The 24,376-nt window shown below is 70.9% G+C and carries 26 protein-coding genes and 1 riboswitch; of the genes, 16 read left to right on the forward strand and 10 right to left on the reverse strand.

Annotated features, from left to right (window positions below):
* Positions 1 to 101: 101 nt before the first annotated feature.
* Positions 102 to 638, reverse strand: coding sequence for a PadR family transcriptional regulator (locus tag SROS_RS38685; protein WP_012894408.1), 537 nt, complete (start codon positions 636 to 638; stop codon positions 102 to 104).
* A 55-nt stretch (positions 639 to 693) separates the two neighbouring features.
* On the opposite strand from SROS_RS38685, the gene SROS_RS38690 reads away from it, so the two are divergent.
* The gene (locus SROS_RS38690) at positions 694 to 2,058 is read left to right on the forward strand and encodes an MATE family efflux transporter (protein ID WP_012894409.1); all 1,365 of its coding nucleotides are present in this window, start codon (positions 694 to 696) and stop codon (positions 2,056 to 2,058) included.
* Here SROS_RS38690 and gltX read toward each other — a convergent pair.
* Positions 1,952 to 3,283 (reverse strand): glutamate--tRNA ligase, encoded by a 1,332-nt coding sequence (gltX, locus tag SROS_RS38695; RefSeq protein WP_043653815.1) that lies wholly within the window; start codon positions 3,281 to 3,283, stop codon positions 1,952 to 1,954. The genes SROS_RS38690 and gltX overlap by 107 nt on opposite strands.
* Positions 3,284 to 3,311: 28 nt before the next feature.
* Positions 3,312 to 4,088 carry a fumarylacetoacetate hydrolase family protein gene (locus SROS_RS38700; protein ID WP_012894411.1) on the reverse strand — a complete coding sequence of 259 codons (777 nt, stop codon included), beginning with the start codon at positions 4,086 to 4,088 and terminating at the stop codon, positions 3,312 to 3,314.
* A 265-nt stretch (positions 4,089 to 4,353) separates the two neighbouring features.
* Between SROS_RS38700 and SROS_RS38705 the strand changes: the two genes are divergently transcribed.
* The 7 genes from SROS_RS38705 (at position 4,354) to SROS_RS38735 (ending at position 7,477) form a co-directional block, all read left to right on the forward strand.
* Positions 4,354 to 4,851: an Asp23/Gls24 family envelope stress response protein gene (locus SROS_RS38705; RefSeq protein WP_012894412.1), complete on the forward strand. Its 498-nt coding sequence runs from the start codon at positions 4,354 to 4,356 to the stop codon at positions 4,849 to 4,851.
* Positions 4,848 to 5,114, forward strand: a complete 267-nt coding sequence (locus SROS_RS38710) for an Asp23/Gls24 family envelope stress response protein (protein ID WP_012894413.1) — start codon at positions 4,848 to 4,850, stop codon at positions 5,112 to 5,114. Before SROS_RS38705 ends, SROS_RS38710 begins: the two co-directional genes overlap by 4 nt.
* Positions 5,111 to 5,299: a hypothetical protein gene (locus tag SROS_RS38715; RefSeq protein ID WP_012894414.1), complete on the forward strand. Its 189-nt coding sequence runs from the start codon at positions 5,111 to 5,113 to the stop codon at positions 5,297 to 5,299. The genes SROS_RS38710 and SROS_RS38715 overlap by 4 nt, the downstream gene beginning before the upstream one ends.
* Positions 5,296 to 5,769, forward strand: a complete 474-nt coding sequence (locus SROS_RS38720; protein WP_012894415.1) for an Asp23/Gls24 family envelope stress response protein — start codon at positions 5,296 to 5,298, stop codon at positions 5,767 to 5,769. The genes SROS_RS38715 and SROS_RS38720 overlap by 4 nt, the downstream gene beginning before the upstream one ends.
* A gap of 182 nt (positions 5,770 to 5,951) precedes the next feature.
* Positions 5,952 to 6,446: a DUF6286 domain-containing protein gene (locus SROS_RS38725; RefSeq protein WP_148269347.1), complete on the forward strand. Its 495-nt coding sequence runs from the start codon at positions 5,952 to 5,954 to the stop codon at positions 6,444 to 6,446.
* 5 nt (positions 6,447 to 6,451) lie between these two features.
* Positions 6,452 to 7,039, forward strand: coding sequence for a hypothetical protein (locus SROS_RS38730; protein ID WP_148269348.1), 588 nt, complete (start codon positions 6,452 to 6,454; stop codon positions 7,037 to 7,039).
* A gap of 63 nt (positions 7,040 to 7,102) precedes the next feature.
* Positions 7,103 to 7,477 (forward strand): antibiotic biosynthesis monooxygenase family protein, encoded by a 375-nt coding sequence (locus tag SROS_RS38735; RefSeq protein WP_012894418.1) that lies wholly within the window; start codon positions 7,103 to 7,105, stop codon positions 7,475 to 7,477.
* Positions 7,478 to 7,646: 169 nt separating this feature from the next.
* On the opposite strand, the gene SROS_RS38740 is transcribed toward SROS_RS38735, so the two are convergent.
* Positions 7,647 to 8,243, reverse strand: a complete 597-nt coding sequence (locus SROS_RS38740; RefSeq protein WP_012894419.1) for an HD domain-containing protein — start codon at positions 8,241 to 8,243, stop codon at positions 7,647 to 7,649.
* Between the two features lie 70 nt (positions 8,244 to 8,313).
* On the opposite strand from SROS_RS38740, the gene SROS_RS38745 reads away from it, so the two are divergent.
* The 3 genes from SROS_RS38745 to SROS_RS38755 all read left to right on the forward strand — a co-directional run bounded on the left by SROS_RS38745 (position 8,314) and on the right by SROS_RS38755 (position 11,796).
* On the forward strand, positions 8,314 to 9,315 hold the full coding sequence (locus SROS_RS38745) for a helix-turn-helix domain-containing protein (RefSeq protein ID WP_012894420.1): 1,002 nt from the start codon (positions 8,314 to 8,316) through the stop codon (positions 9,313 to 9,315).
* A 64-nt stretch (positions 9,316 to 9,379) separates the two neighbouring features.
* Positions 9,380 to 9,985: a cysteine hydrolase family protein gene (locus SROS_RS38750; RefSeq protein WP_012894421.1), complete on the forward strand. Its 606-nt coding sequence runs from the start codon at positions 9,380 to 9,382 to the stop codon at positions 9,983 to 9,985.
* A gap of 128 nt (positions 9,986 to 10,113) precedes the next feature.
* The gene (locus SROS_RS38755) at positions 10,114 to 11,796 is read left to right on the forward strand and encodes a heparinase II/III domain-containing protein (protein ID WP_012894422.1); all 1,683 of its coding nucleotides are present in this window, start codon (positions 10,114 to 10,116) and stop codon (positions 11,794 to 11,796) included.
* A gap of 57 nt (positions 11,797 to 11,853) precedes the next feature.
* Here the strand turns inward: SROS_RS38755 and cimA are convergent, their stop codons facing one another.
* Positions 11,854 to 13,431 carry a citramalate synthase gene (gene cimA, locus SROS_RS38760; protein WP_012894423.1) on the reverse strand — a complete coding sequence of 526 codons (1,578 nt, stop codon included), beginning with the start codon at positions 13,429 to 13,431 and terminating at the stop codon, positions 11,854 to 11,856.
* A gap of 270 nt (positions 13,432 to 13,701) precedes the next feature.
* On the opposite strand from cimA, the gene SROS_RS38765 reads away from it, so the two are divergent.
* Together SROS_RS38765 and SROS_RS46565 are read left to right on the forward strand one after the other, a co-directional pair.
* Positions 13,702 to 14,364 (forward strand): O-methyltransferase, encoded by a 663-nt coding sequence (locus tag SROS_RS38765; protein WP_425358624.1) that lies wholly within the window; start codon positions 13,702 to 13,704, stop codon positions 14,362 to 14,364.
* Positions 14,365 to 14,466: 102 nt separating this feature from the next.
* The gene (locus SROS_RS46565) at positions 14,467 to 15,060 is read left to right on the forward strand and encodes a Uma2 family endonuclease (protein WP_012894425.1); all 594 of its coding nucleotides are present in this window, start codon (positions 14,467 to 14,469) and stop codon (positions 15,058 to 15,060) included.
* Positions 15,061 to 15,117: 57 nt separating this feature from the next.
* Here SROS_RS46565 and SROS_RS38775 read toward each other — a convergent pair whose 3' ends face one another.
* Entirely contained in the window at positions 15,118 to 16,212 is a 1,095-nt protein-coding gene (locus tag SROS_RS38775) for a branched-chain amino acid aminotransferase (protein ID WP_012894426.1), read from the reverse strand.
* A gap of 172 nt (positions 16,213 to 16,384) precedes the next feature.
* Positions 16,385 to 17,431: a 3-isopropylmalate dehydrogenase gene (locus tag SROS_RS38780; RefSeq protein WP_012894427.1), complete on the reverse strand. Its 1,047-nt coding sequence runs from the start codon at positions 17,429 to 17,431 to the stop codon at positions 16,385 to 16,387.
* A 157-nt stretch (positions 17,432 to 17,588) separates the two neighbouring features.
* Positions 17,589 to 17,805: riboswitch (cyclic di-AMP (ydaO/yuaA leader) on the forward strand.
* On the opposite strand from SROS_RS38780, the gene SROS_RS51850 reads away from it, so the two are divergent.
* Positions 17,793 to 18,425 (forward strand): C40 family peptidase, encoded by a 633-nt coding sequence (locus SROS_RS51850; RefSeq protein ID WP_012894428.1) that lies wholly within the window; start codon positions 17,793 to 17,795, stop codon positions 18,423 to 18,425. It overlaps the preceding riboswitch by 13 nt.
* 58 nt (positions 18,426 to 18,483) lie before the next feature.
* Here SROS_RS51850 and SROS_RS38790 read toward each other — a convergent pair whose 3' ends face one another.
* Positions 18,484 to 19,233 carry a TetR/AcrR family transcriptional regulator gene (locus SROS_RS38790; RefSeq protein WP_012894429.1) on the reverse strand — a complete coding sequence of 250 codons (750 nt, stop codon included), beginning with the start codon at positions 19,231 to 19,233 and terminating at the stop codon, positions 18,484 to 18,486.
* Between the two features lie 170 nt (positions 19,234 to 19,403).
* Here SROS_RS38790 and SROS_RS38795 point away from each other — a divergent pair, with 170 nt between their 5' ends.
* The gene (locus SROS_RS38795) at positions 19,404 to 20,927 is read left to right on the forward strand and encodes an MFS transporter (RefSeq protein ID WP_012894430.1); all 1,524 of its coding nucleotides are present in this window, start codon (positions 19,404 to 19,406) and stop codon (positions 20,925 to 20,927) included.
* Between the two features lie 103 nt (positions 20,928 to 21,030).
* Here the strand turns inward: SROS_RS38795 and SROS_RS54095 are convergent, their stop codons facing one another.
* Positions 21,031 to 21,153 (reverse strand): hypothetical protein, encoded by a 123-nt coding sequence (locus tag SROS_RS54095; RefSeq protein ID WP_012894431.1) that lies wholly within the window; start codon positions 21,151 to 21,153, stop codon positions 21,031 to 21,033.
* 304 nt (positions 21,154 to 21,457) lie between these two features.
* On the reverse strand, positions 21,458 to 23,047 hold the full coding sequence (serA, locus tag SROS_RS38800; RefSeq protein WP_012894432.1) for a phosphoglycerate dehydrogenase: 1,590 nt from the start codon (positions 23,045 to 23,047) through the stop codon (positions 21,458 to 21,460).
* Positions 23,048 to 23,263: 216 nt separating this feature from the next.
* Between serA and SROS_RS38805 the strand changes: the two genes are divergently transcribed.
* Entirely contained in the window at positions 23,264 to 24,223 is a 960-nt protein-coding gene (locus SROS_RS38805) for a hypothetical protein (RefSeq protein WP_012894433.1), read from the forward strand.
* Positions 24,224 to 24,376: the final 153 nt, after the last annotated feature.

Raw genomic sequence — 24,376 nt, forward strand, 5'->3', positions numbered from 1 at the left:
ACCGGGCCCCTCGGCCCGCCCGGAGCGGGTCACCACGGCCCGTGGCCCGCACCGGGACCGGCATCCGCCCGTCAGGGGTTCGCCCGTCAGGGGTTCGCCCGTCAGGGGTCCAGCTCGGCGACGGCCTCCCTGAGCCACCGCCTCTCGGCCTCGCCGGTCGCGCGGGCGACCAGGAGCATCCCGCGGTGGAACGGGTCGGGGACCTCCTCGGCCCGCAGCGGCCTGCCGTCCCGGTAGAAGAAGCTGGCAGGGGCCTCCAGGAAGTCGAGGCGGCGGCGGAGCACCCGGGCCCGGTCCGCGCGGCCGGGGAGCTGGGACAGGAAGGTCAGCAGGCCGAAGAAGCGGGTCTGATCGCTGATGTCGAGGTCGGCGGGCTCCCGGAGCCGTCGCAGGAGCTCCGCCCGCCCGGCCTCGGTCAGGGTGAGGACCTGACGGCGGGCCGCGCCCGCCCCCTCCTCCTCGTGCCGCTCCACGAGCCCGGCCCTCTCCAGCCGGGTGATCGCCGGGTAGAGGGCGCCGTCGCTGACCGGCCGGAGATGGCCGCTCAACTCCAGGATCCGGGCCTTGAGCTCGTAACCGTGCATCGGCCCCTCCCCGAGGAGGCCAAGGATCGACAGGGTCAGGTCGCCGCTTGCCATGGAAGCATCGTATCGCTATACCTCTAAACGAGATAGCTCGAAACGAGGTATGAATATGCGACTGATCCGCCTTGCCCTGCCCGTCTACGTGGAGTTGCTGACCGCCGTGGTCGCGGTCGGCCTGATCGACCTGCTCTGGGTCTCCGGCCTGGGCAGCCAGGCCGTGGCCGCGGTGACGGTGGCGACCACCACCGAATACCTCGCCCTGGGCGTCATCCTCGCCGTCCAGACCGGCACGACCGTCCTGGTCGGCCGGCGCGACGGCAAGGAACCGATCACACCGGTGATCCGTACGGCGTGGCTGCTCTGGGCGGCGGTCAGCCTGGCGGTGGCCGTCCCCGGCGTACTGCTCCGCGAGCCGCTCGCCCGGCTCTTCACCGATGACGCCGTGACGGCCGGCCTGACCGCCGACTTCTACCTGATCTCACTGGCCGGGCTCCCCGTCTTCTTCGCCCAGTCACTGACCGACGGGATCTTCAAGGGACGCGGCGACACCACGACCCCGATGCGCACCGCCCTGCTCTGCAACGCGCTGGTGATCGTCCTCGACCCGCTGTTCATCTACGGGCTCGACCTCGGCGTGCCGGGCGCCGCCGCGGCGACCGTGCTGGCCCGGGCGGTCACGCTCGCCGTCGCGCTGACCCTTCTCTCCCGGCGGGCGCCCCGCGACCGTCCGGCGCGCGCCAACCGCGCCGACGCCGTGGCCATCGTCCGCACCGGCCTGCCCATGGCCGGGGACTTCCTGGCCCGGTCCCTCGCCGGCATGGTCCTGGTGGAGGTGGTCGGCGGGTTCGGCATCGTGGCGCTGGCGGGCTACGGCATCGGGACGAAGATCATGCTGGCCGGGGTGATGGCCTTCTACGCGCTCCGCCAGGCCGCCATGATCCAGACGGCCCGCTCCGGCGACGCGGGACCCGTCCTCGGGTACGGCCTGGCGGCGGGCCTGGCCGTCGCCGCGGTGCTCAACGCCCTCGCCACGCCCGCGGCGGGCCTGTTCACCGGCGATCCGGCGGTGGCCGCCGAGGCCGCGGGCTTCCTGCGCTGGATGACGCTCTACCTGGTCCCGTTCGGCGGGCTGATCTCCGTCGGCGGGGTGCTCCAGGCGAGCGGGAAGGGGAGCAGGCTGCTCGTCGCCACCCTGGCGGGTCTCGCGGCCCAGCTCCCTCTCGCCTACGCGCTCGGCGCCGCGCTCGGCCTCCCCGGCGTCTGGCTGGCGATGGCGGCCGGAGCCGCCCTCACGCTCGCGCTCGTCGCGGGGCCCGGCCTGCCGGGCGGCTCCGCCCCCTCGGCCGCGGGCCCCGTCCGGTCGCGTCTCAGCCCTGGAGCCTGGCGAGGGCGGCGCGGATCCGATCCATCGAACGCTCCCGGCCGAGCGCCTCGATCGACTCGAACAGCGGCAGGCCGACGGTCCGGCCGGTGACGGCCACCCGGACCGGGGCCTGGGCCTTGCCGAGCTTGAGGCCGTGCTCGGCGCCGACCTCCTCCAGCGCGCTCTTGAGCGACTCGGAGTCCATGTTGACCTTCTCAAGACGGGCGAGGTAGCCGGTGAGGATCTCCACCGCGGCGTTCTTCATGGCCTTGTCCCACGACGCCTGGTCGAAGACGGGCTCGTCCAGGAAGAGGAAGTCCACGTTCGCAGTGATCTCGGACAGGACCGCGATCCGGGTCTGGGCGAGCTCGGCGACCTTGGCGAAGGTCTCCCGGTCCCAGCTCGGGTCCAGCCACGGCTCGCAGCGGGCGACGAAGGTGTCGAGCGGCAGCGCCCGGATGTATTCGCCGTTGAAGGCACGGAGCTTCTTCTCGTCGAAGAAGGCCGGGGACGGGTTGACGTTCGCCAGGTCGAACAGCGGCACCATCTCGGCCCAGGGCATGATCTCCCGGTCGTCGCCCGGCCCCCAGCCGAGCAGCATGAGGTAGTTGACCATGGCCTCGGCCAGGTAGCCCTCCTCGCGGTAGGACTCCAGGGCGACCTTGTCGCGGCGCTTGGACAGCTTCTGGCGCTTCTCGTTGACGATGACCGGCACGTGCGCCCAGGTGGGCGGGGCGACGCCCAGCGCCTCCCAGAGCAGCTGCTGCTTGGGCGTGTTGGACAGGTGCTCCTCGGCGCGGACCACGTGGCTGATCCGCATCTCGATGTCGTCGACCACGTTGGCCAGCACGAACAGCGGGGAGCCGTCGGCCCGCGCGACGACGAAGTCCTCCATCGCCTCGTTGGGGAACTCGACCGTGCCGCGGACCAGGTCCTGGACCACGGTGACGCCGTCGTCCGGGGTGCGGAAGCGGACCGCGCCCTCGGTCAGGCCCCGGTCGCGGCAGAAGCCGTCGTAGCCCTTGTGCTCCGAGCCGGTGCGGGCCTTCACCTCGTCGCGGGTGCAGACGCAGTAGTAGGCGCGGCCGTCGGCGACCAGCTTGGCCGCCGCCTCCCGGTGCTGCTCCTCGTAGGCCGACTGGAAGTAGGGACCCTCGAAGAACGGGCTGTCGCCGTTGATGCCGATCCAGGCCAGCGCCGAGATGATGCCCTCGGTCCACTCGGGCCGGTTGCGGGCGGCGTCGGTGTCCTCGATGCGCAGCACGAACGTGCCGCCGGACTGCTCGGCCAGCGCCCAGTTGAACAGCGCCGAACGGGCGCCGCCGACGTGGAACATGCCGGTGGGAGAGGGAGCGAAACGAACCCTAGTCACGGGAGACCACCCGGTTGGTGAGAGTGCCGATTCCTTCGATGCCGACGCTGACCTCGTCGCCGACGTCCAGCGGGCCGACCCCCTCGGGCGTCCCGGTGAGGATGACGTCGCCGGGGATCAGGGTCATGACCGCGCTCACGTGGGCGATCAGCGTCGGGATGTCGTACATGAGCTTGGAGGTGCGCGAGCTCTGCTTGATCTCGCCGTTCACCGTCGTGGTGATGCCCAGGTCACCCGGGTCGAGCTCGGTCTGGATCCACGGGCCGAGCGGGCAGAAGGTGTCGAAGCCCTTGGCGCGGGTGAACTGGACGTCCTTCTTCTGCAGGTCCCGGGCCGTGACGTCGTTGGCGCAGGTGTAGCCGAAGACGACCTCGTGGGCCCGCTCCGCGGGGACCTCCCGGCAGAGCCTGCCGATGACCACGGCCAGCTCCCCCTCGAAGTCGACCCGCCGGGACAGCCCCGTCGGGTAGGCGATGGCCTCCCCCGAACCGATCACCGAGGTGGAGGGCTTCAGGAAGACCAGCGGCTCGTCGGGGACGTCTCCGCCCATCTCGCGGGCGTGGTCGGCGTAGTTCCTGCCGATCGCGACGACCTTGCTGGGCAACATGGGCGCGACCAGCTTGACCTGCGAGAGCGAGTAACGCTCACCGGTGAACTGGATCGGGCCGAAGGGGTGGCCGGAGATCGCGGAGATGAACTCCTCGCCGGGTCCGCCCTCGACCACGCCGAATCCGACACCCTCACCTGTGGAGAACCTCGCTATACGCACACGACAAGGCTAGTCGCGCCCGGGGTCCCGCCGGACCGCCGCCCGGCGGACCGGCGCCGCCGCGCCGCGCGGAGAGCGCCGCGCACCTTCCCGGCGCTCCCGGGGCAGAGCGGCTTTGGACAAGCGCCGCTAATCAGACTTATTACACATATCCAGGATTTCCCCACAAAAAGGTATGTCCCGGTTGCTGTTCTTATGGGGGGTATTACGCCCTGTAAGCAGCATTGGGGAAGCACACGGCTTCCCCTCGGGGGAAGGAATCGACGTGACCGAAGCCAACACGGTGAACGTGCCGAAGGGCGACGAGAACCCGGTGCCGCGGGCTCGGACCGATGCCCCTGGAGGCCAGGGAGGGCTGGCCACCCCCAAGGGAAACACGAGCATCGACAGCGGGGTCGTAGCGAAGATCGCCGGCATGGCGGCCCGGGAGGTCTCGGGCGTCTACAACATGGGCGCCGGAACCGCGCGGGCGCTCGGCGCGGTCCGCGGCATGGTCGGCGGCGACAAGAGCGTCACCCAGGGTGTGTCCGTCGAGGTGGGCGAGCGGCAGGCGGCCGTCGACCTCGACCTGGTGGTCGAGTACGGCGTGGCCATCCCGGACGTCGCCTCCGCCGTGCGCCGCAACGTGATCACGGCCGTCGAGCGCATGACCGGGCTTGAGGTGACCGAGGTCAACATCAAGGTCGACGACGTGCACATGCCCGGCCAGGAGAAGGACGAGGAGAGGGCGGAGGACTCCGAGCAGGGGCCGCGCGTCCGGTGAGCGACCTCGCGCACGAGATCGCCGACGCCGTACGGCGATGCCCCGATGTCGCCGACCTGTCAGGCGGCCCCTTCGGAACCGTGGCGACCTACCTGCCCGGCGAGAGGGTGTCCGGCGTCGCGTTACGCGACGGCGAGGTGGAGGTCTCCATCGTCGTCCAGATGGGACGGCCGCTGCCGGAGATCGCGGAAGAGGTGCGGACGGCGATCGCCCCGCTGGTGGGTGACCGTCCGGTGAACGTCTATATCGGAGGTATTCGATGAACCAGTTCCCCGTATGGAGCGTCGTCGGCATGTTCGTCGGCATCGTCCTGGGCTTCGCGGCGGCCTTCGGCGGTCTCGGCGCCTTCCTTCTGGTGCTCGTCCTGGGCGCCGTCGGGCTCCTCATCGGCCGCATCGTCGAGAGCGGCGAGATCGACCTGTCCCGGCTGGGCGTGAGGCGGCAATGACCACACCGGTCGAGCACCGCGCCGCATCCACCGAGGCGCCCGCGGACGTGCGCGGTCTCCCGGCACAGCGGCCGGGAGGCACCTCACCCGCGGACGCGGCCCGGCCCGCCCCGCCCATCCGGCCGGTACGGCCCGCCGTACCGGCCGAGCGGCGCGGGAAGACGGACATCGCGGAGCGGGTGGTGTCGCGCATCGCGGCGCGCGCGGCCCGGGAGGTGGCACGGGTGCTGGAGGTCCGCGAGCGGGGGCCGCTGACCTTCGGAGAACGCACCCGTGCCACCCTGGACGGAGATCTCACGGTGCTGAGACTGGACGTGTCGGTGGAGTATCCCGCTCCGCTCCGGCAGGTCACCGAGGCGGTCCGGCGGCACGTCGCCGACCGGGTCAGCGTGCTGACCGGCCTGCACGTCGACCACGTCGACATCGACGTGACCGGCGTGATGCCGTCCGGGGAAGAGGACCGCCGATGACGGCCACCTCCGATCCGCCCCACCGAACCTCCGGGTCGAGTCCCGCACCGGAGCCGCCGGCCGCACCCGGCGCGGAGCTCACGGAACAGGCCCCACCGCCCACACCCGCCGGAGTCCCGAGGAACCGGGCGGCGGACCGGGCGGCGAACAGGGCCTTCCGTCCGCGCCGGGTGGTCCCCGCCGTGATCACGGCCGCCCTGATGACCGTGATCGGCGTCCTGGTCGCGGTGGAGACGATCTCCGCGCTGTTCGGCCGCCCGGCGCGCTGGGTGCCGTACGACCGGATGCTGGGCTGGGCGTCCTCGACGCCGTGGAACGACCCGCGGGTGATGCTCGGCGCGAGCGTGGTCACCGCGCTCGGCCTGCTGCTGGTGCTGCTCGCGCTCGTCCCCGGACGGCCCAGGTTCATCCCGGCGAGGACCGGCGACCCCGACCTGGTCATCGGCATGCAGCGCCGCGGCTTCACCCGTTCCCTGGCCCACGCCGCCCGGCAGGTCCAGGGCGTCGACCACGCCCGGGTGCGGCTGCACGGCAAGACCGCCCAGGTGACGGCCGGCAGCCACCTGCGGGACACCACCGGGCTGGCCGAGGCCGTACGGCTGGCCGTCACCGACCGGATCACCGCGCTCGCTCCGGTGGACGACTATCCCGTGCGCGTGAACCTGCGAGGAAGGTGATCGCCTTGGACAGGAGGACCTCAAGGGGCAACCGGCTGGGGCTGCTGATCATCGGGCTGCTGCTGACGGCCCTGGGCGGCCTCACGGTCGCCCGTGGCGCGGGCGCGTTCCCGCAGAACTGGGCACCCGCCCGCGAGCCGCTCGTCAACGGCCCGGTGCGCGAGGCCTTCACCCGCTACGACCCGTGGCTGTGGTGGGCGATCGCCGCCGGGGGGATCGTGCTGGCCCTGTTCGGCCTGCGCTGGCTGCTGGTCCAGGGACGGCGCGCCAGGCTGGGCGACATCCGCCTGGCGAGCGGCCCCGGAGGGGTCACCGATCTCCATACCGGCGGCGTGGCCGACGCGATGGCCGCCGACGTCCGCGCGCACCCCGCGATCCTCGGCGCCAGCGCCGCGATGGTCGGCACCGAAGCACACCCGGAGGTGCGGGTGCGGTTGGTGGCCGCCGAGAGCCTCCCGATGAACGCGATCCGCGAGCAGCTGGACGGGGTGGCCATCCCGCACATGCGCCAGGCGCTGGAGACCGAGCGCATCCCGGCCGTCGCTCAGGTGAGCCTGGAGGAGCCGCCACGCTCCCGCAGGACCGTCGCCTGACGGCGTGGCCGGGGGAGGCGGCGCTCGCGGTGCGGCGGGGGGCGGTAGGGCAGGATGGGTTACATGAGCGTTGTCAAGATCAATGTGCTGACCGTGCCGGCGGAGATGCGCGAGGAGCTGGAGCGCCGCTTCTCCGGACGCGCCGGGATCGTGGAGTCGGCGGACGGATTCGAGTGGTTCGAGCTGCTCCGCCCGGTGGAGGGCACCGACCAATACATGGTCTACACCCGCTGGCGGTCCGAGGAGGACTTCAAGCGCTGGACCGACAGCCAGGCCTTCCAGAAGGGCCACGCCCAGGCCGGCGGCCAGGAGCAGGGGCACGGCCACGGCCAGGCCGCCGGCCAGGGGCACGGCCACGGTCAGGGGCCGGCCGCGACCGGGGCCCAGCTCTGGTCGTTCGAGGTCGTCCAGAGCACCGGCCCCGCCTCCGGCTCCTGACCTGATCCGTGCCGGGCCGGGCCCCGGCCCGGCGGCGCGGATGTCCGGTGCAGGCCTCGCGAGCATCCCGCACCGGCGGCACGGATGTCCCGTGGCGGCCGCGCGGGCATCCCGCACCGGGCCGCGCGGATGTCCCCGCCCCGCCGCGCGGGCGTCCCGTGGCGGCCCGTCAGCCGTCCAGCGCGTTCGCCCGGATGCGGTCGGCGACGCCGCCCCGGACGAACGTGGCGGCCAGGCTGTCCGGCTTGCGCTCGGCCTGGTCCCTGAAGCAGGCGATGAACTCCTCGCCGAGCCCCAGCCTCGGGTAGCGCTCCAGCACCTCGGCCCGGAGCCCGGCAGGGAAGTCCTCCGGCCGCCGGCCGGAGATGTCGAGGGCGGTGGACAGCTCCAGGAGGTGGCCCTCGGGATCCTCGGCGAGATCCACCTTGTCCCACATGTGCCGCACGATCACCTCGGAGGCGCGCACGCGCCGCTCGACGGGCCACCCGGCCCCGGCGGCGAAGACCCACGCGAGATGCCCTCCGGCCTCCTCGAACGGCACGGTGTGGCTGTCGAACTCCTTCACCAGGCCGATGTCGTGCAGCATCGACGAGACGTACAGCAGCTCGGCGTCGAAGGCGATGCCGTTCATCCCCGCGTAGGCCGCCGCCCACAGGTAGGCCCGCACCGAGTGGTTGAGCAGGGCGGGTGAGCAGTAGGCGGTGGCGACCTCCAGCGCGCCACGGGTGGCGGAGGTGTCGGGGATCACGATGTCGGCGAATCTCATGGGGCCAGCCTCTCCCGGCGGGGAACGGCCCGCGAGTGGCCGGGAAGCCAACCGTCGATAGGATCCCGCCATGGGGTTCACGACGGTCGCGGTGGTGCTGTTCGACGAGATCCCGCTGTTCGAGGCCTCGGTGCCGATCGCGGTCTTCGGGGAGCGGCGGGGCGGCCTGCCGGAGTTCGACGTGCGCGCGGTCGCCGCCGAGGGCGGCCCGGTCCGCACGGACGCCGGCATCGCCCTCGCCGCGCCGTACGGCCTGGACGCCGTGGACGAGGCGGACCTGGTGATCGTGCCGACCTGGCGGCGGCCGCTCGGCCGCCCGCCGGCGCGCGAGGCGCTGGAGGCGCTGCGCCGGGCCCACGAGCGCGGGGCGACGGTGGTCGGCCTCTGCCTCGGCACGTTCGTCCTCGCCGCCGCCGGCCTGCTGGACGGGCGCACGGCCACGACGCACTGGCGCTACGCCCCGCTGCTCGCCTCGGCGTACCCGCGGATCCAGGTCGAACCCGATGTGCTCTACGTGGACGGGGGCGACATCCTGACCTCCGCGGGGAGCGCCGGCGGCATCGACCTCTGCCTGCACCTCATCCGCCGGACGTACGGCTCGCAGATGGCCAACGACATCGCCAGGAGCCTGGTGGTGCCGCCGCACCGGGCCGGCGGCCAGGCGCAGTACATCGACCACCCGGTGCCGGCCCCCGCCGACGGCGACCCCCTCGGCGAGACCCTCGACTGGGCCCTGCGCCATCTGGACCGGGAGCTCACCGTGGACGCCCTGTCCGCCCGCGCCCTGATGAGCCGCCGCACCTTCGACCGGCGCTTCCGTCAGGTCACCGGCACCACGCCCACCCAGTGGCTGCTCCACCAGCGGGTCCTGCACGCCCAGCGGCTGCTGGAGACGACCCGGGAGCCGGTCGAGCGGGTGGCCCGCAGCGCCGGCTTCGCCTCGGCGGTGGCCCTGCGGCCCCATTTCCGCCGCCAGGTCGGGGTCTCCCCCACCACCTACCGGGAGACCTTCGGCGGACCCGGCGCGCCGGATCTCCCCGCGGAGCGGCGGGCCGTCCCCGAACTGGCCTGATCGTCGCGGTGGATGGCCGGAAGGACCCTCACATCCCCGCGGCCCGCTCCGCCAGGCTGGCGGCATGAAACGAGCACTGATCGTCATCGACGTCCAGAACGAGTACTTCACCGGTGCCCTGCCCATCACCCATCCCCCGCGCGAGGAGAGCCTGGCCAACATCCTCACCGCCATGGACACCGCGCGCGAGCACGGCGTCCCGGTGATCGTGGTCAGGCACTCCGCGCCCGCCGAGTCCCCGCTGTTCGCCACCGGCGGCCACTCCTGGGAGCTGCACGAGGAGGTGGCGCGCAGGCCGTACGACCACCTGATGGACAAGACGATGGCCTCGTCCTTCGCCAGGACCGATCTGGCCGGGTGGCTGGACGCCCAGGGGGTCGACACGCTGACCGTCGCCGGATACATGACCCAGAACTGCGACGAATCGACCGCCCGCGACGCCTTCCACCGGGGCATGGCCGTGGAGTTCCTGTCGGACGCGACCGGCACGCTCGCCCTGTCGAACCGGGCGGGCAGCGTGACGGCCGAGGAACTGCACCACAACGTGCTGGTGGTGATGGACTCCAACTTCGCCTCGGTGGCCACCACCGCCGAGTGGGCCGGCGCCGTCAGGTCCGGCGAGCCCCTGCCGCGCCCGAACATCTGGGCCAGCACCCGGGGACGCGCCTGAGGGCCCTAAACGCCCGGCACGCATCTAGTTGCTAACGATCTCCTGGAAGAGACTCATCCGGCTTGACCGGTTTGGTGTGATTCGGACAGCATGATCCGCCCTCTTCGTCTGGCCTGGAAGGAAATGGCGTGCGCCGCCGCACCACACCACTCATCCTCTCGTTCATCCTCCTCGTGACCTGCGGCGCGGCGGTCGGCACAGCGGAGGCCGCAGACAAGGTCAAACGCACGGCCGAGTGCCAGGGCGACTGGTTACCGGCGACACCGACCGCTCCGGACATCATGAACGGCGAGCTGGAGTTCCTGGATCTGGCCCCGGTGAAGGTCGGCAAGGACGTCAACTGGCGTACCGACCCCTACCGCAACCGCTCGTGGAGCATGGTCTTCCACTCCCTGCGCTGGATGGGCCGCCTGGTCGCCGACTACGAGACGACCGGGCAGGCGGCCTATCTGACCCGTGCCACCGAGATCGCCAGGGACTGGGTGGCGGACAACCCCCGCCGAGGCGCCAGGACCAGCCCGTACGCCTGGCAGGAGCACCCGATCGCGCTGCGCGCCCCCGCGCTGGTCTGCCTCAGCAAGCACGTCAGCGCGTCCTGGCTGACCGGCAGCCTGGCCGAGCACGCCAAGATGCTGTCCGACCCGAGCCTGTACGAGAAGGGCCACAACCACGGGATCGACCAGGACATCGCGCTGCTGGGCATCGGCTGCCGCTACGGCAACAGCAAGTGGTCCGCTCTCGCCGTCAAGCGGCTGACCGAGACGGTGAAGCTCGACGTCGACTCCCAGGGGGCGCTGCGCGAGCAGGCCCCGCGCTACGCGATCTACGTCTACGAGCGGCTCAAGGTCGCGATGGACGGGATGAAGGCGTGCGGCCGGAAGGTGCCCGGCGAGATCACCCGGCGCTGGGAGTCGCTGGAGGACTTCATCTCCCACTCCACCCAGCCCAACGGGTTCATGGTCCCGATCGGGGACGGCGGCGCGGATGTGCGGCCGGTCGGCTACGACCACCCGAAGAAGACCGTGCGGGTGTTCGGCAACGGCTACGTCTACGGGCGCACCGCCTGGGACAAGCCCGAGTCGGCGTTCTACTCCATCCGCTTCGGCCCCGGCCAGAAGTATCACGGCCACGAGGACCATCTCGGCGTGACCTACTACGCCCAGGGCCGCGACGTCCTGGTCGACGTGGGCTTCCACTCCTACGAGAACAACGCCTACCGCCGCTGGACGATGTCCCCGGAGGCGCACAACGTCCCGTCCGTCGTCGGCGCCGGGTTCCGCAACAAGACGGCCACCGCCCTGAGTAAATCCTCGATCGGGGAGAGCCGGCAGAGCTACCGGCTGACCGACAGGGCCTACGGCGTGCCCAGGACCCGCTCGGTGCTGGTCAACCACGAGGAGGACGTGATGGCCGTGCTCGACACGGTCCCCCGGGGCTCCCGGATCCGTAACCTCTGGCACTTCGCCCCCGACCTGTCCACCGTGTCGAACAGCGGCGGCCAGGTCGTGGTCAAGGACAAGGTGGGCTGGAAGGCGACGCTGGTCCAGGTGGCGATGCCCTCCTGCAAGCCGGTGAGCGGGCTGAAGGTGGTCCGCGGCGGGCAGAGCCCCTACCAGGGCTGGGTCTCCCCCGCCTACCTGCAGAAGCAGGCCGCCCCCGCGGTCGTCTCCCCCGCCTCGCCCGACTCGCTGCTGACCGTCGTGGTGCCGGGCACCGACAAGCCCTCGCTCTCCTGCGCCGGAGGCAAGGTGAGCCTGGAGACGTCCAAGGGCTCGGTCAGCTTCCGGGTCAGCGGCTCCGACCTCTCCTGAGGTCCTCCTCCGAAGATCCGTGGGGTACGGCCGCCGCCGTACCCCACGGGGACCGGGTCAGTCGGCGACGTGGCCCGCCCGGACCAGGCCATAGGTGACGGCCTGCTCAAGGGCCTGCCAGGAGGCCTCGATGATGTTCTCGTCGACGCCGACGGTGGCCCACTCGCCGGTCGCGTCGCTGGAGGTGATGAGGACGCGCGTGATGGCGTCGGTGCCGTGGGTGCCCTCCAGGATCCGCACCTTGAAGTCGGTCAGCTCGACCTCCGCCAGCTCGGGGTAGAGCCTCTCCAGCCCCAGCCTGACGGCCCTGTCCAGGGCGTTGACCGGGCCGTTGCCCTCGCCGGTGGCGACGATGCGCTCGCCCTTGGCGTGCAGCTTGACCGTGGCCTCGCTGACCAGCTCGCCGCCGCGGGTCCGCTCGACGATCACCCGCCAGGACTCCACCTCGAAGTGGCGCCTGCGCTCGCCCGCCACGGTGTCGCGGAGCAGCAGCTCGAAGGAGGCGTCGGCGGCCTCGAAGGTGTAGCCCTTGGACTCCATGTCCTTGACCCGGTTGACCAGCTCGCGCGAGATCTCCGGCGACAGCTCGTAGCCCAGCTCGCGGCCCTTGAGCTCGACGGAGGCGCGACCGGCCATGTCGGAGACGAGCATGCGCATGTCGTTGCCGACCCGCGCCGGGTCGATGTGCTGGTAGAGGTTGGGGTCCACCTTGATGGCGCTGGCGTGCAGCCCGGCCTTGTGCGCGAAGGCGGAGACGCCCACATAGGGGGCGTGGGAGTTCGGGGTGACGTTGGTGACCTCGGTGATCGCGTGGGCGATCCGGGTCATGTCGGCCAGCGCCTCCCGCGGGACGAGGTCGAAGCCCCGCTTGAGCTGGAGGTTGGCCACGACGGTGAAGAGGTTGGCGTTGCCGGACCGCTCGCCGTACCCGTTGGCGCAGCCCTGCACGTGGGTGGCGCCCGCCTTCACCGCGGCCAGGGTGTTGGCCACCGCGCAGCCGGTGTCGTCGTGGCAGTGGATGCCGACCCGGGCGGAGGTCTGCACGGCCGCGTGCACGACCTCGGCGAGCTCGTCGGGGAGCATGCCGCCGTTGGTGTCGCACAGGGCGATGACCGAGGCTCCGGCCTCGGCGGCGGTGCGCAGGACCTCCAGCGCGTAGGCTGGGTTGGAGGCGTAGCCGTCGAAGAAGTGCTCGGCGTCGAGGAAGACCCGCTGTCCCTCCGCACGGAGGTGGGAGACCGTGTCGCGGATCATCGCGAGGTTCTCCTGGAGAGTCGTGCGGAGGGCCAGCTCCACGTGCCGGTCGTGACTCTTGGCGACAAGGGTCACGACCGGCGCGCCGGATTCGCGCAGGGCGGCCACCAACGGGTCGTCGGCTGCCTTCACACCGGCTCGGCGGGTCGCGCCGAACGCGGCGAGCTGCGCGTGCTTCAGGTCGAGCTCTGTTTGAGCCCGCCTGAAGAACTCTGTGTCCTTCGGGTTCGCACCGGGCCAGCCGCCCTCGATGAACCCGACGCCGAGGCCGTCCAGGTGGCGCGCGATGGCCAGCTTGTCGACCACCGTGAGGTTGAGGCCCTCCTGCTGGGCACCGTCACGGAGCGTGGTGTCGTACACATGGAAGCGGTCGTCGGGCATGTCAGTCTCCTGTCGCGGGTTCGATGATTCGCCGCGCGCTCATCCGGCTCTGAGAAACAAAAAAACCCCTCACGGACGTGAGAGGTCTGCGCGCTGGCGGTGTCCCTTTTCAGCCAGCGCGCCTGCCGATAATGAGCAGACCGTAGAACATGATGCTTCGGAGTCTGCCATACGCTGACACCATTTGACACATCGATCTCAGGATCCGAGATGTACGGCTCGCCGGTTCCCGCGCGAGCCTCTGCCGCGGATCGGCCGTCGGTGACGAGAATGGCCCGCATGAAGGCGACCTATCTGGCTCCGGCCATCGGGCAATACCTGATCGCGCACACCACCCAGCCGGACGACGTCCTCGACGCGCTCGCCATGGAGACCCGCGAGGCCACCGGCGACAGGGCGGTCATGCAGCTCGCCCCCGACCAGGGGCCGTTCCTCACGATGATCACACAGCTCAGCCGGGCGCGGAACGCGGTGGAGGTGGGCACCTTCACCGGCTACTCCGCCATCTGCCTCGCCCGGGGCCTGGCCCCCGGCGGCAGGCTGACCTGCTTCGACATCAGCGAGGAGTGGACGGCGATCGCCCAGCGCTACTGGGACAAGGCCGGGGTCGCCGACCGCGTCGAGCTCAGGATCGGCCCGGCCGCCGAGCGCCTGGAGGAGCTGCCCGCCGGACAGGAGGTGGACCTGGCGTTCATCGACGCCGACAAGGCCGGCTATCCCGTCTACTACGAGATCCTGCTGTCCCGCCTGGTCCCGGGCGGCCTGATCCTCGTCGACAACACCCTGTGGAACGGGCACGTCGCCGACCCCACTGTCGACGACGACGACACCCGCGCCATCCGCGAGTTCAACGACATGGTCATGGCCGACGGCCGCGTCACCTCGCTGATGCTCCCCATCGCCGACGGGCTCACCATGATTCGAAAGCACTGACGAGAAGTTCCCCGAATCGCGGGCGGACGCAAATCTTTACGGTTACTTTGAGTTGCGTGTCAAACACGTTGCGCCCACCCGCGCGGAGGGGAAGATGAGACCATGGCCAAAGTTCTGGATCGACCGACCGCGGATCCACCGCATGAGGATCTCCGCGACGAGCTCGCGAGACGGCTGCCTGAGATGTGCGAAAGTCTGCCCGACCGGCGCGTCGAGCTCATCAACGGCCGGATCGTGGTGAGGGAGTTGCCAACCGACAGCCACAACGACATCGTCTTCTGGCTCATCACCCAGCTCGTCGGCATCGTGACCGAGCGGGGCTGGAAGATCTGGCCCGACATCAAGCTCCACCTGGGCCCACAGGCCGATCGATACCGCCCTGATCTCACCGTCGTGCCACCCAATCCCAGGATGTGGGACAAGAACGAGGTCTACGGCGACGTCACCCTACTCGTGGTGGAGGTGGTCTCCCCGAGCAGCAGCAACGACGATCACGTCATCAAGCCGCAGGGCTGCGCACAGGCGGGCGTGCCGCTCTATCTCGTCGTCGACGCCTTCGACGAGCAGGTGCGGCTCCTCAGCCGCCCCAGCCAGAAGGGGTACCAGCGAGAGGTCATCGTCAAGCTCGGCGGCTCTCTCGACCTGCCGGAGCCGTGGAACTTGACCATCGACACCGACGGTCTGCCCGGGACGTAGGACTTCCCGCGAGGAGAGCCCGGCCAGGTGGGAGGCCGGGCTCTTCTCGTGTCCGGGTCAGCAGATCTTGTGGACCCAGCTGTGCGCGTCGGGGCGGGAGCCGTACTGGATGCCGACCAGTTCCTCGCGGATCCTGGAGGTGACGGGGCCCTGGGTGCCGTCGCCGATCGTCCAGGCGCGGTCGGCGCCCTTGACCGAGCCGACCGGGGTCACGACCGCCGCGGTGCCGCAGGCGAAGACCTCGGTGAGCTCGCCGGACTCGGCGCCCGACTGCCACTCCTCGATCGACAGGCGCCCCTCCTCAGCGGTCAGGCCCAGGTCGGAGGCGAGGGAGAGGATCGAGTCGCGGGTGATGCCGGGCAGGAGCGTGCCGGTGAGGGCCGGAGTGAGCAGGCGGTCGCCGTAGACGAAGAACAGGTTCATCCCGCCCATCTCCTCGACGTAGCGGTGCTCGCTCGCGTCGAGCCAGACCACCTGGTCACAGCCCTGCTCGACGGCCTGGCGCTGGGCGACGAAGGCCGCCGCGTAGTTGCCGCCGCACTTGGCGAAGCCGGTGCCACCGGGGGCGGCGCGGGTGTATTCGGTGGACAGCCAGACCGAGACGGGCCTGCCCGCGCCGAAGTAGGCGGCCGCCGGGGAGGCGATCACCATGTAGCGGTAGGTCCGGGAAGGGTAGTTGACGCCGAGGGCGGGCTGCGTGGCGATCATGAAGGGACGCAGGTAGAGGCTGTGGCCCGGGGTCGTGGGGACCCACTCGCGGTCGGTCTGGACGAGGAGCTCCAGCGACTCGACGAACGTCTCCTCGGGCAGCTCCGGCATGGCCATCCGCGCCGCCGACAGGTTGAACCGGGCGGCGTTGGCGTAGGGGCGGAAAGACGCGATCGCGCCGCCCTCCTGGCGGTAGGCCTTCAGGCCCTCGAAGAGCTCCTGCGCGTAGTGGAAGACCGCCGTCGCCGGATCCAGGCTCAGCGGGCCGTACGGCATGAGCCGCGCGTCGTGCCAGCCCTCCCCCTCGGTGTAGTCGATCGAGATCATGTGATCGGTGAAGGTCTGCCCGAATCCGGGATCCGCCAGTACCCGCTCACGCTCGGCTGCGGTGCGAGCGTGGTCGGAGAGCTGCACGTCGAAGCTGAGCTTCTGAGCGGTGGTCATGACGGAGATCCTTCTCTTGTGGCGGTCTGCCCGTGAGTCCATTCTGCGATGGACCGGGTAACGGGAAACTACTGCATCCATGTCGAAACCCGGCACTGCCGGGGTAAACGAAGACGCGCCCGGCGGCTCACATGAGCCGCCGGGCGCGTCTGGGATCGGGGAGGCGGCTTGGTCAGCCGGTTACTCGGGCGGTGATGTCGTCGCCGATCTCGTGGGTGGTCCGGCCGGCCCAGCCGGTCAGCCGCTCGACGAGGTCGTCGGCCACGGCCTGCTCGACCTTGGCGGCCTCGGCGGTCAGGCCGAGGTGGTCCAGGAGCATGGCGACCGACAAGATCGTCGCGGTCGGGTCGGCCTTGCCCTGCCCCGCGATGTCGGGGGCGCTGCCGTGGACCGGCTCGAACATGCTCGGCGCGGTGCGGTCGGGGTTGACGTTGCCGCTGGCCGCCAGGCCGATGCCGCCGGCGACGGCGGCGCCGATGTCGGTGATGATGTCGCCGAAGAGGTTGTCGGTGACGATCACGTCGAAGCGCTCCGGCTGTGTGACGAAGAACATCGAGGCGGCGTCGACGTGGCAGTAGTCGGTCGTGACGTCGGGGTATTCCAGGCTGACCCGGTCGAAGGTGCGGGCCCAGAGGTCACCGGCGTAGGTGAGCACGTTGGTCTTGTGGACCAGCGTCAGCTTCTTGCGCGGCCGGCTGAGCGCCTTGTCGAAGGCGTAGCGGACGACCCGCTCGACGCCGAAGGCGGTGTTCAGCGACTCCTGCGTGGCGACCTCGTGCGGGGTGCCCCGGCGCAGCACGCCACCGGCTCCCGCGTAGAGGCTCTCGGTGCCCTCGCGGACGACGATCATGTCGATGTCCTCGGGACGGGCCTTGCCCAACGGGGTCTCGACGCCGGGGAAGAGCTTGACCGGGCGGAGGTTCACGTAGTGGTCGAGCTCGAAGCGGAGCTTGAGCAGCAGGTCGCGCTCCAGGATGCCCGGGGGCACGCTGGGGTCGCCGATCGCACCGAGCAGGATCGCGTCGTATCCGCGCAGCTCGTCCAGGACCGCGTCGGGAAGGGTCTCACCGGTCTTGTGATACCGCTTGGCGCCGAGGTCGTAGGTGGTGGTCTCCACCTTCGTGCCGACCGCTTCGAGGACCTTCAGGGCCTCGGTGACGACCTCGACTCCGATCCCGTCCCCGGGGATGACTGCCAGGCGAATGTTGCGCGAATCCATGCAGGCACCTTACCGGTCCGTCTCGGTAATCGAACACCGATCTCACCCATCGGACATTTCAGCGCGTCCGGGACGCGTGATCGCTTTGTCCGGTTTTGCGACGTATTGACCCTTTCGTTAACTTTGGTTATGGTCCTCTCCATTCGAACCGACGCCTAATCCGCACCGGCCGTCCCCCTTTCGGCCTGCGCGGAGCCGGGGAACCACCATCTGGGATCCACGGCCGTCCAGGACATCTCGCTTCGCACGGCGGAGCCATGCCCTGGGCCGCCTTCAACGGGATCCCTTGGGGCGAATCAGCGCTTCCCGCGCTGTAGGGCGGCCTCCACGCCCGAGCCCGACAGCTAACCCGGCCGGCCTTATGGAAGGAACCATCCTGTCCGGCAAGATTTACCCCCGCGTCCTGACCCTTCTCGTCGCCGGCACCACCGTGTTCGCGACCCCGTCCCTCGCGCAGGCCGACACTCCCGCCCCCGCCCCCTCCCCCGCCCCCTCGCCTGAGGCCACGACGCTCACCGGCCCCAAGCTCAAGGAGATCCTCGCCGAGCAGGCCCCCAAGCCCGCTTGGAAGAAGGCCCTGAAGTGGGCCATGGCCCAGCGCGGCACCCCGTACGTCTGGGGCGGCACCGGCCGCGGCGGCTTCGACTGCTCCGGCCTGATGCTCCGCGCCTACGGCGCCGCCGGGATCAAGCTGCCCCGCGTCGCCGCCGACCAGTACCGCGCGTTCTCCAAGAAGATCGCCTGGAAGAACCTCAAGCCCGGCGACCTGGTCTTCTTCCACGGCCTCGGCCATGTCGGCATGATCAGCAAGCCCGGCTACATGGTGCACGCCCCGCAGAGCGGCGACGTGGTCAAGGAGGAGAAGCTCAACGCCTGGCGCCGCAGCAGCTTCGTCGGCGGCGTCCGCCCCGACCCCGCGGGCGTCAAGCTCTCCGTCGAGCAGGCCAAGCGCGCGGCCGAACCCGCCCCCACGATGCTCGAGGCCACCGCCTGAGCACCGGGGGCCCCGGGGACGCCGCGGGCCGCTCCACCCGTGGCGCCCCCGGGGCCCCTCAGCCGGCGGAACCGCCCGCCGGGCCGAGGCGGGCCTGGAGGCCGTCGAGGACTCGCTCGAGCCCGTAGGCGAAGGTCTCCTCCCGGTTCTTCTCCGGGTCCTCGCCCCGGTAGGTCGCGTACAGCTCCCGCAGCCTCGGATACGCCAGCGCGGCCGCCTCGGCGGCCGGCCACAGGTCCTCCACCACGTCCCGCTCGCTCCGGGCGCCACCGGCGAGCTTCGTGAGCATCGCGGCTTCGCTGGTCGCCGTCCCCAGGACGTACGCGGCAACCGTCTGCACGGCCTGGTCGGCCTCTCTCAGCGCGAAGCCCGCCGCCTCGAACACGGCGAGCATGCGGTCGGACTGCCGCATCATGTTCGGCCCCAGGTAGGCCAGCCCCACCTCGTCGAGCACGGAGACCATCCAGGGATGGCGGAGGATCACCGACCGCATGCTGCGGGCGCAGCCGACGGCGGCCGCCCGCCAGTCGGCCGGATCTTCGACGTCCGGCACCCGCATTTCGCTGTAGACCTCGTCCACGACCAGTTCGATCAGCTCGTCCTTGTTGGCCACGTGCCAGTAGATCGCGGTGGCCACGGCGCCCAGCCGGCCACCGAGGCGCCGCATGCTCAGGGCGTCGATCCCCTCGCCGTCGAGCAGCTTGAGGGCCTCGGACACGATCTGCTCCCGGCTCAGCGCCGGCTGTTCGCGCCGTTGCCTGCGCGGCCGGGTCCACACCGAGGGGAGCGGCGATTCGTCGGCTGACATGCGGGCCTCCTTTGGTCGGACGGAATTGCACGTCGTACGCGTGAATGTACAGCGTTCAAGCAACATGTCGAGCGAAGCCCCTCCTTGCACAGCGTCCAGGGGTTGAACACTGTGCAGTTTTAACTGTACGGTGTTCATCAATCCCGAACGCCGTACAAGAAGGAGGAGTGATGGATCGTCACCCCCGGCGCTGGCTCATCCTCGCCGTGCTCTGCCTCAGCACATTGGCGCTGGTCGTCGACAACGCCGTGCTCACCGTGGCGATCCCGCCGCTCACCGAGGACCTGGGGGCGAGCACCCAGGACATTCAGTGGATCATCGACGGATACATCCTGGTCTTCGCCGGTCTGCTGCTCACCGCGGGCAGCCTGTCGGACCGGTACGGCCGGCGGCGCGTAATGATCATCGGCCTTGTGATCTTCGGAGCCGCCTCGCTGCTGGCCACCTATGCCGCCGGCCCGGGACAGCTGATCGCGGGCCGCGTCCTGATGGGAGTCGGCGGCGCCCTGGTCATGCCGAGCACGCTGTCGATCCTCATCACCGTGTTCGACGACGCCGAACGGCGCAGGGCGATGTCGATCTGGAGCGCGGTGCTCATGGTCGGCGTGGTCGGCGGCCCGGTCGTGGGCGGCGCGCTCATCTCCCACTTCTGGTGGGGCTCGGTGTTCCTGATCAACGTTCCGGTCGTGATCGTGGCGGTCACCGCCGCCATCGCGTGGATGCCGGAGTCCAGAGGACCCTGGCGCAGGGCCGACCCGCTCGGCGCGATCCTGTCCATGGCCGGCCTGTCCGCCCTGGTCTGGACGGTCATCGCGCTTCCGCAGCACGGCCTGGCCCACCCGGGCACCCTGGTCGCGCTCGCCGTGGCAGTGATCGGCCTGGCGGGATTCGTGATCTGGGAGCTGCGCACGCCGTACCCGATGGTCCCGCTCGGCCTCTTCCGCGACCGCAACTTCAGCGGAGGCAGCCTGTCCCTCATGCTGGTGCAGGTCGGCAACGGCGGGCTGCTGCTGGCGCTTCCCCAGTATCTGCAGTTCGTGCTCGGATACTCGCCCACCCAGGCCGGCCTGGCCCTGGCGCCGATGGCGCTGGTCGTGATCGTGGTCAACGCCGTCGGCGCCACCCTGGGGCAGAAGATCGGCAACCGGCCCCTGACGGTCGCCGGGTTGATCGTGCTGGCGGCCGGGTTCGGCCTGCTGGCGACCCTCTCGCCGGGCGACGGCTCCGCGATGGTGACCACCGCCCTGGTCCTGTTCGGCGCGGGAGGCGGCCTGGCGCAGCCGGCGGCCATCGCGGCGCTGATGGGAGCCGTGCCGCACGAGCACGCCGGGGTCGGGTCCGCGCTCAACGACACCGTCCAGCAGGCCGGGGCCGCGCTGGGCGTGGCCGTCCTGGGCAGCGTCCTGGCCGGCGGCTTCACCGCGGCCATGCCCGCGGCGGCGCCCGAGGCGGCCCGCCACTCGATCGGCGACGCGCTCGCCGTGGCCGCCCGCACCGGCGACGCGAGCCTGGCCGGTGCCGCCCGTGACGCCTTCACCACCGGCATGTCCGTCAGCTTCGCGGCCGGCGCCTGTGGCGTGCTGGCCGCTGCCGTGCTGGCCCTGCTCGTCATGCGTGACCGTAAGGCCTCCCCGGCGCGGAGCGGCCCGGCCGAGGAGGCCGCCGCGAGCACGCCACCGGCCCTGAGCCGTTGAGTGGAAATCGCCGACCGGATCCTCACCCCGGCCCCGATCGACATGGAAGTGATCACGGACCTGTTCGGCCGACCCTCGCTCCGGCGAGATCGCAGGACGGGGCTCAGCGGGTGGGAGCGCCCCCGTTGTCGCGACGGTCCAGCGCGGTCTGGAGCGCGGCGGCGGCCTCGTCCTCGGTCTCTTCGGAACGGTTCCAGGGATACATGTCGTACATGGCGATTCTCATCTCTCATCTCGGTCGCATGCGAGCAGGGGAGATGGTCCGGATTCCGGTCACGGATCCGGACCGGGCCCGAGTGTCACGGTCCGGGTCGCGGACCGTCGACGGCGACGTACAGCCGGCGCGCTGCCGGCCTGTCCTGTCAGGCCCCGCCGCGGCAGGTAATGAGTACGAGAACCTGGCGCATTTCATGCCAGGTTACCCGCCCGTAGGAATGCCGTCTCGCCCGCCGTACACACTTCTCACATGCTGAGACGCCGAACGGCTGCCGCCCCGGGCGACGGGGCGGCAGCCGTTCGGTGGAGACGGGCTAGTCGGCCAGGTCGACCGAGCGGCCGCTGTCGGCGCCGATCTCGGCGCCGATCTGGTCGATCACGTCGGCCGGGATGCCGGTGTCGACGGTCAGCGCGATCAGGGCCTTGCCGCCCTTGACGTCACGGGCCACCTGCATCGAGGCGATGTTGATGCCGTGGTCGCCGAGGATGCGGCCGACGACGCCGACGATGCCGGGACGGTCGGTGTAGGTGAAGAACGACAGGTGGTCGGTCGGCTCGATCTCCATCTGGTAGCCGTTGACCTCGACGATCTTCGTGATCTGGCGCGGGCCCGACAGGGTGCCGGAGACCGAGATCGTGCGGCCGTCGGCGAGGACGCCGCGGACGGTGACGACGTTGCGCCAGTCGGGGCTCTCGGAGCTGGTGACCAGCTCGACGGTCACGCCGCGGTCCTTGGCCAGGAGCGGGGCGTTGACGTAGGTGACCGAGTCCTCGACCACGTCGGTGAAGATGCCCTTGAGGGCGGCCAGCTCCAGCACGCGGACGTCCTGGGAGGCGATCTCGCCGCGGACCTCGACGTCGAGCCTGGTGGCGACCTCGCCCGCCAGGGCGGTGAACACCCGGCCGAGCTTCTCGGCCAGCGGCAGGCCCGGCTTGACGTCCTCGGCGACAGCGCCGCCCTGGACGTTGACCGCGTCCGGCACGAACTCGCCGGCGAGGGCGAGCTTCACGCTCCGCGCGACCTGGGTGCCGGCCTTCTCCTGGGCCTCGTGGGTGGAGGCGCCCAGGTGCGGGGTGACGACGACCTGGTCCAGCTCGAACAGCGGGCTGTCGGTGACGGGCTCCTTGGGGAAGACGTCGATGCCGGCGCCGGCGACGCGGCCTTCCTTGATCGCCGAGTAGAGCGCGTTCTCGTCGATGATGCCGCCGCGGGCGACGTTGATCAGGCGCACCGACGGCTTGACCGTGTGGAGCTCCTTGTCGCCGATGAGCCCGACGGTCTCCTTGGACTTGGGCAGGTGCACGGTGATGAAGTCGGCCTCGCGCAGCGCCTCCTCCAGCGACACCAGGCGGACGCCCATCTGCGCGGCGCGGGCCGGCTGCAGGTAGGGGTCGTAGGCGATCAGCTCGACGCCGAACGGCTGCAGCCGCTGGGCGACGAGCTGGCCGATCTTGCCGAGGCCGAGGATCGCGACGACCTTCTCGTCGAGCTCCACGCCGGTGTACTTCGAGCGCTTCCACTCGCCGCCCTTGAGCGCGGAGTGCGCCTGGGCGACGTTGCGGGCGGAGGCGAGGATCAGCGCGACGGTGTGCTCGGCGGCGCTGGTGATGTTGGAGGTGGGCGCGTTGACGACCATGACACCGGCCTTGGTGGCGGCCTCCACGTCCACGTTGTCCAGACCGACGCCGGCCCGGGCGACGACCCGGAGCTTGGGCGCGGCGGCGACGGCTTCGGCGTCCACCTGCGTGGCGCTGCGCACGATGAGCGCGTCCACGTCGGCGAGCGCGGGCAGGAACTGGGCGCGGTCGGCGCCATCGGCGTGGCGGACTTCGAAGTCCGCGCCCAGGACCGCGAGACCGGCCTCGGAGAGTTCCTCGGCGACCAGTACGACGGGCTTGTTCACAGGCTAGATCCTTTGAGACGTGGAGGAGCTGCACGGACCTCACGTAGTCTATCGGCGCTTGTGAACGCGTTCACGAGTGTCCCGCGATCCGAGACGGGCCGACTGAGGTACCCACCCCTGACGCATCCATGCGCAGAAAATTCAACTTGGTATTGCTACTGGCAAAAGTTCACGATTACCCTCATAAGCCGTGGTCCCCTACCTATCGTTCCTCATATGAGCATCGGGAACCCCGCTCTCGGCGATGTGCTCGCACAGCACGGCGGCCCGCACCGCCTGCTGACGGCGCTTGCCGAATGGGGACTCCTGGTTGCCGTGCGACCGGACCGCTCCGTCGTGCTCGGCACGACGCAGGCGGGTGAACGGGTGCTGCTCGGATACACCTCCGCGAGCACCTACGCACGGCACCGTGGCAGCCACTCGTTGTCGGCCTGCGACGCCGACACCATCCTCGACATCCAGCGCGTCACCGGTGTGCGGGAAATCGTGATCGACGCGGCGGGACCGGCGGCGGCCGCCGTCCCCATCGAGGACCTCCAGCGCTACCTGCTGTCGACCCGCACCGGCCCCACGCCGGCGCTGTCCGGCGTGGCCCTGACGGCGTACGCGACCGGGGCGATGGCCACGGTCTCGCGCCCGCAGACTCCGCCGGTGACACGCCAGCCGGAGTTCCCGGCGACGCGCCCGCCGGAGACCCCGGTCGCGCGCCGGCCGGAGTTCCCGGTCGCGCGCCCGCCGGAGACCCCGGCGGCACACCCGCAGCGGGCCTCCGTGCCGGCCGCGCCCGCCCAGCCATGGATCCCCGCGCCCCGCCCCCACCTGTCGGGGCCGATGCAGATGGTCGACCCCGGCTACCGGCGGTGCGAGCATCCGATCCTGCCCGCGCTGCGCGTGGCGATCTCGCACGTGCTCGCCGACTACCCGCTCGTCCACCACGTGTGGATCTCCGAGGCCCGCACCTCCTCCGGCGCGCCGGGGATCATGCTGCACGTCAAGGTGCACATGTCGGCCGCCGAGGACGTGGTCAGGGACATCCATCGCGGGGTCCGCGCCCGGCTGCCGCAGCTCGCGGCGAGCGAGGCGCCGATCCTCATGGCCCGGGTCGCCGACGCGCGCAGCGAGCAGCGGATGGTCGAGATCGGCGCCCACGTGGTCTGCGCCGACGTCACCGGCTGACCGGACCCGCACGCGCACACCGCGCGGGAGCCCGCACGGGTACGTCGACGCAGGGAGAGCCCGCACCGCGAGGGCGGTGCGGGCGAGGACCCGCGCGAGTACGGCGGCGCGCGGCTCGGGCGGGCCACCGTACCCGATGTGATCACCTCCGCC

Source organism: Streptosporangium roseum DSM 43021 (genome assembly GCF_000024865.1).
GTDB classification, from domain to species: Bacteria; Actinomycetota; Actinomycetes; order Streptosporangiales; family Streptosporangiaceae; genus Streptosporangium; species Streptosporangium roseum.